The sequence below is a fragment of the Kitasatospora sp. NPDC034035 genome (genome assembly GCF_055575755.1).
In genome coordinates this window covers 1-5,336 of sequence record NZ_JBVISA010000093.1, presented here as the reverse complement: position 1 = coordinate 5,336, position 5,336 = coordinate 1, and the positions used below count along the sequence as shown (strand labels likewise).

General features: G+C 71.1%; 3 protein-coding genes and 2 pseudogenes. All 5 read right to left on the bottom strand.

Annotated elements, in window-relative coordinates; all coding sequences use genetic code 11:
• Positions 1–146, bottom strand: a pseudogene (locus ACZ52J_RS42650) (ATP-binding protein); the annotation flags it as partial.
• Positions 127–786, bottom strand: coding sequence for a DUF742 domain-containing protein (locus ACZ52J_RS42645; RefSeq protein ID WP_465626810.1), 660 nt, complete (start codon positions 784–786; stop codon positions 127–129). The gene ACZ52J_RS42645 and the pseudogene ACZ52J_RS42650, both read right to left, overlap by 20 nt.
• A 160-nt stretch (positions 787–946) precedes the next feature.
• Positions 947–1,360, bottom strand: a complete 414-nt coding sequence (locus ACZ52J_RS42640; RefSeq protein WP_030248297.1) for a roadblock/LC7 domain-containing protein — start codon at positions 1,358–1,360, stop codon at positions 947–949.
• A 10-nt stretch (positions 1,361–1,370) separates the two neighbouring features.
• Positions 1,371–4,466 carry a nitrate- and nitrite sensing domain-containing protein gene (locus ACZ52J_RS42635; RefSeq protein ID WP_465626808.1) on the bottom strand — a complete coding sequence of 1,032 codons (3,096 nt, stop codon included), beginning with the start codon at positions 4,464–4,466 and terminating at the stop codon, positions 1,371–1,373.
• Positions 4,467–5,150: 684 nt separating this feature from the next.
• Positions 5,151–5,336: pseudogene (locus ACZ52J_RS42630) on the bottom strand (ATP-binding protein); the annotation flags it as partial.

Sequence of the window (5,336 nt, the reverse complement as noted above, 5' to 3'; positions counted from 1 at the left end):
ATGACGGCTTCGGTGCGCAGGGGGTTGATCTCGGAGACGGCGCCGACGAGCGTGGTCTTGCCGACACCGAAGCCGCCCGCGACGACGATCTTCGCGGAGGTGGTGGCGCGGGTGGGGGCGGCCGCGTTAGAGCTTGCGAAGTCCACTGAGGACCCTTTCGAGCAGCGTGACGTCGGGCTGGTTTCCGGATTCGCCGCCGGAAGCGGGCTGGTGGATGGCGACCAGGCCGGCCTCGGCCAGGTCGGCCACGAGGATGCGGGCCACTCCCAGGGGAAGGGAGAGCAGCGCCGACACCTCAGCGACGGATTTGACCTCGGTGCACAGCGTGCAGATCCGCTGGTGCTCGGGGAGCAGGGTGGCCAGGCGCTGCGGATCGACGTCGGCGGAGACCAGGGCCTCCAGCGCGAGTTCGTAGCGGGGCCGGGTACGGCCGCCGGTCATAGCGAACGGACGGATCAGCGGGCCGGAGTCGGGCTCGTCCTCGAACTCCTCGGTGTACCCAGGGTCCTGGGCCGGCCGGAAACCGGGCGTCGGCTCGGGCGCCGGTGCCGGAGTCGGGTAGCCGGGCGCCGGGGCGCCGTAGGAGGGCTGCTGCTGGTCGTACTGGTCGTACTGCTCGTACTGGCCGTACTGCTCCTCGGGCCTGGCATACGGGTGCTGGGGCTGCCCGTACTGGTGCCGGCCGTACTGCTGACCGTGGCCGACGCCGGGTGCTCCGAAAGCGTCATGGCCTGTGCCAGGGTACGGAAGACCGTATTGGCCGCTGCGGTCGTCGGGCGGTGTCACGGTTCCTCTCCTCACAAGGTGCGGCGGTGCGGTTCAGCTTCGGCGCAGGTCCGGAGCCGGTGGTGCGAAGGCCGTACAACGTCCGAACCCGAGCCCGCCGAAGCGGGCCCGGGAAGGACGCGGAGGTACTTCGAATACCTGGACGGTATCCGACGAACCGTCAGTGCAGGAGACTGCCCTGGAGTTCCGCGCGAAGTGCGGGGGTGAGGACGGCGCCGGCGCGGTCGACGAGCAGGGCCATCTCGTAGCCGACGAGGCCGATGTCGGAGTCGGGGGCGGCGAGGACGGCGAGGGCGGAGCCGTCGCTGACGGCCATGAGGAACAGGAAGCCCCGTTCCATCTCGACCACGGTCTGGTTGACCTCGCCGCCCTCGAAGATCCGGCTGGCGCCGGAGGTGAGGGAGGTGAGGCCGGAGGCGACGGCGGCGAGCTGGTCGGCGCGGTCGCGCGGGAAGCCCTCGGACATGCACAGGAGGAGGCCGTCCGCGGAGACCACCACGGTGTGGGACACCCCGGGGGTGTTGTCCACGAAATTGGTGATCAGCCAGTTCAGGTTCTGTGCGGCCTGGCTCATCTGAGTCAACTCAACGCTCCTGGTGGTTCGAGCCGCCGAAGAGATCGGTGCTGCGGTTCTGTCCGTTGCCGGACTGGTCTACCTGATCGGGGTCGATCCGGAAGCTTCCGGTGTTGCCGGCGCTGCGGCCCTGCTCCACACCGCGGCGCAGGTTGGTGAGGCGGCCACGGACCTCCTCGGGGCTGCGGGAGACCTGCGGCCCGTCCTGCGGGGTGGGCTTGGCGTTGCCGGGCACCAGGTTCTGCTTGGGCACGCGCCGCGGCAGACCGGACTGGGTGGTCCCGGCGGAGGAGGGCTCGCGCAGCTGCTCGGCCCGCTGCCAGTCGCCGTCGTTCGGCGACTGCCAGGCGGCGGTCGGGCCGGTCGGGCCGTAACCGCCGAGCGAGGACACGTCGTGGCCGCGCGACTCGAGGGGCATCGAGGTGTCCTTGGCGCCCGCGAACCAGTTCGGGCTGTCGCCCGACGGGACGGCGCCGGCCGGCGCGCTGCCGGGGCCACCGCCCGCCAGCTGCTCGCCGGGGCGGCGCTGCGGCAGCCCGGACGCCAGGGTGGTGGGCGCCTGGTCGGCGGCGGGCAGCGCGGGCGGCTCCGGGGCGTACGGGTGACCGGCCGGGGCCTCCTGGGCCTGGCGGCCGTACTGGTCGGCGTAGCCGCCCTGGTCGTAGCCGTACTGCTCGTCGGCGTACTGGTCCTCGGCGTAGCCCTGCTGGTCGTAGCCCTGCTGCGGGTACTGGTCGTAGCCGTCCTGGGCGTACCCGTCCTGCTGGTAGCCCTGCTGCTCGTAGCCGTACTGGTCGTCGGCGTAGGCGCCGCCCTGCTGGTAACCCTGCGGGGCGTACTGGTCGTAGCCCTGCTGGTAGTCCTCCTCGACCTCGGCGTCCAGCACCGGGCCGTCCGGGGCGCCGCCCTCCAGGGCCGCGCGGCGGACCTGGTCGAGGCGCTGCGAGCGCTGGACGGCCTCCAGGGCCGGGCTGAACCCGCTGGAGCCGGCGTTGCCGACACCGGTGAGGTGGTCGTCGAAGCCGAGCTCGGCGGCGCTGCGGGCGCGGGCGTCGGGCGCCCACTGGTCGGTCGGCTCCTGGTCGGCGAAGATCCGGGAGACGGTGAACTGCTCCTCGGGCTCCGGCGCGGCACCGCCCTGGGTGACGAACGGCGGGAGCATGACCAGCGAGGTCGTGCCGGCCGACTCGCCGGACGGGCGGAGCTGGACGCGGATGTCGTGCCGCTGGGAGAGCCGGCCGACCACGAAGAGGCCCATGCGGCGGGAGATGGTGGCGTCGACCGTGGGCGGCTCGGCCAGCTTCTCGTTGATCTCGGCGAAGTCCTCGGCGGTGAGGCCGATGCCCTTGTCGTGGATCTCGACCAGCACGCGGCCGTCCGGCAGGCGGGTCGCGTTGACCAGCACCCGGGTCTGCGGGCTGGAGAACGAGGTGGCGTTCTCCAGCAGCTCGGCGAGCAGGTGGACGAGGTCGGTCACGGCGGCGCCGACGACCTCGACCTCCGGGATGCCGGAGAGCTCGACGCGCTCGTACTGCTCCACCTCGGACGCGGCGGCGCGGAGCACGTCGACCAGCGGGACCGGGGTGTTCCAGCGGCGGCCGGCCTCCTCGCCCGCGAGGACGAGCAGGTTCTCACCGTTGCGGCGCATACGGGTCGCGAGGTGGTCCAGCTTGAAGAGGTTCTCCAGCTGGTCCGGGTCGGCCTCGTTGTTCTCCAGGTCGGTGATCAGCGCCAGCTGGCGCTGGATGAGGCCCTGGCTGCGGCGCGACAGGTTGGTGAAGATCGCGTTGACGTTCCCTCGCAGCAGGGCCTGCTCGGCGGCGAGCGCCACGGCCTGCTGGTGGACCTGGTCGAACGCCCGGGCGACTTCGCCGATCTCGTCCTTGCCGTGCAGCGGGATCGGGGTCACCGAGGTGTCGACCCGGTCGGGGTCGGTCTTGGAGAGCTTCTCGACCAGGTCGGGCAGACGGTGGTCGGCGATCTCCAGGGCGGCGCTGCGCAGGGTGCGCATGCCGAGGATCATCGAGCGGGCGACGTAACCGGTGAGCAGGCCGGCCAGGATCAGCGAGGCGACGACGATGACCGTGTTGAGGATGGCGTCGTAGAGCGCGTTGTCCTTCAGGTTGCGGGACTCGGTGAGGACGTCGTCCAGCAGCACGACTTCGGTGTTCCGCAGGGCCTGGATGTGGGTGTTGGCGGCCTGGTTCCAGTTGTCCGGGGTCAGGCCGGAGGCCTTCGCCTCGGCGAACGCGGCGTCGGCGGTGGCCTTGCCCTTCAGCTGGCCCTCGGCGGCGGCCTGGCTGTACGCGGCGGCCAGGGCCAGCAGGCCCTGCATGGTGGGCGCGTGGCCGTTCGGCATCTTGTACGCCGAGCGGTCCTGGGCGGTGGCCAGGGCGACCTGCGCGTCCGAGTACTTCTTGGCGTCCTCGGGGGCGCTACCGGTGTTGAACTCGTTGAGGGAGACCTGCTCCAGCTTCTCCGCGACCACGATCTGCTGGGTCGCGTCGGCGTTCTCGTACCGGGTGGTGCCGTTCTGCGCGATGCCGACCAGCAGGCTCAGCATCAGCGAGCGCTGGGTCGAGGCGGAGGCCTTGGCCAGGGACATCGCGTAGATCGCGCGGCCCTTGCTGGTGGCGTTGGAGGAGCCCATGCCGACCGAGTTGTCGTAGGCCAGCAGCGGGGCGAACATCACCGAGTAGGCGCTCGCGGTCGCGCTGAGGAACAGCTCGGGGCTGTACGCGTTGGCCCGCAGGTGCGGCAGGTCGATGATCAGCGACTGGAAGGCCTCGTGGCGGCGCGGCAGCTCACCGGACTTGTCGGTGGCCTCGTACGCGGCGTTGTAGGCCTTCAGCGCGGCGTCGGTGTCGGCGCGGCGCTTGGTGACCTCGTTGTTCGGGTCCTGCTTGGTGAGCAGGGGTATGAGCGTCTTGTCGCGCTCGTTCTCCAGCGCTTCGGCGAGCTCGGTCGCGGCCTTGGCCAGCTCGGCGGTCTTCTCGGCGCGGGAGGCCTTGATGTAGCCGTCGACCGAGGTGTTCACTCGCAGACCACCGAAGACGAGACTGATGATCACGGGGATCAGCAGGATCGCGATCAGACGGGTCGGCACACGCCAGTTCCGCGGGCGGAGGAACTCGTACCGGCCCGTGCCGCCTTCGCCGCCCTGCGCGCCGCCGCTGCGGGGCGCCGAGGCGAGGCTCGGGGGCGTCGAAGCCGGTGCGGCCGGGGGGCGTTCCTCGGTGGGAGTGAACGCGGAGAATCCGGCCGGGCTCCCGGGGGTACCGTTCGGCTCGCTCTGGCGGGGCTCGGAGCGCCGCTGCGGGGCGGGTTGCTGCTTACGCCTCACTCGACAACTACCTCTCGGCCGACAGTCGGCCATGGATCAATCCAGCGCTACCCCCGGGCCCTGACCCGTCGCCGGACGGGCCGACACGAAAGAATCAGGGGTAGCTGGAATTTCAGCACGTGCAGGGATGGGGGACAAACAGCCGCCGTCTGGCACCCGCGTCGGCGCAATCCGGACATTCACCGACATGACGGAGCAAAACCGTGGTCATCTGGCGCTGAGTGACGCTGAATCGCCACGCTGCGTCATTGTTGATCACAAAATGCCTACCGAACTGTTATCGGCTGCTTATACACGGGTCTTGCGCGGGGCCCCGGAAGGACACCGGCCCGTAAGCGGCGCGGCCCCGTCGGCCCGTTGCAACGACGGGCCGACGGGGCTGACTGGTTCCGGTTGCCCGCGCGCTCGCCGCCGGGCCGTCCGGGTCCGGTGCGCGGCGCGTCCCGCTCAGCGGAGGCGGGCGAGCAGGGCGTGTTCGACGAGGGTGATGAGGGCACTCTTGGCGCTGTCGCGGCGGCGGGCGTCGAGCGTGACCACAGGGGTGTCGGGGCCCAGCTGGAGGGCTTCGCGGACCTCGTCGGCGGTGTGGGGCTGGTGTCCGTCGAAGCCGTTGAGGGCGACGACGAACGGCAG

Excerpts from the sequence above, each read along its gene's own strand:
- ACZ52J_RS42640 (WP_030248297.1), bottom strand. The coding sequence starts at position 1,360 with ATGAGCCAGGCCGCACAGAACCTGAACTGGCTGATCACCAATTTCGTG.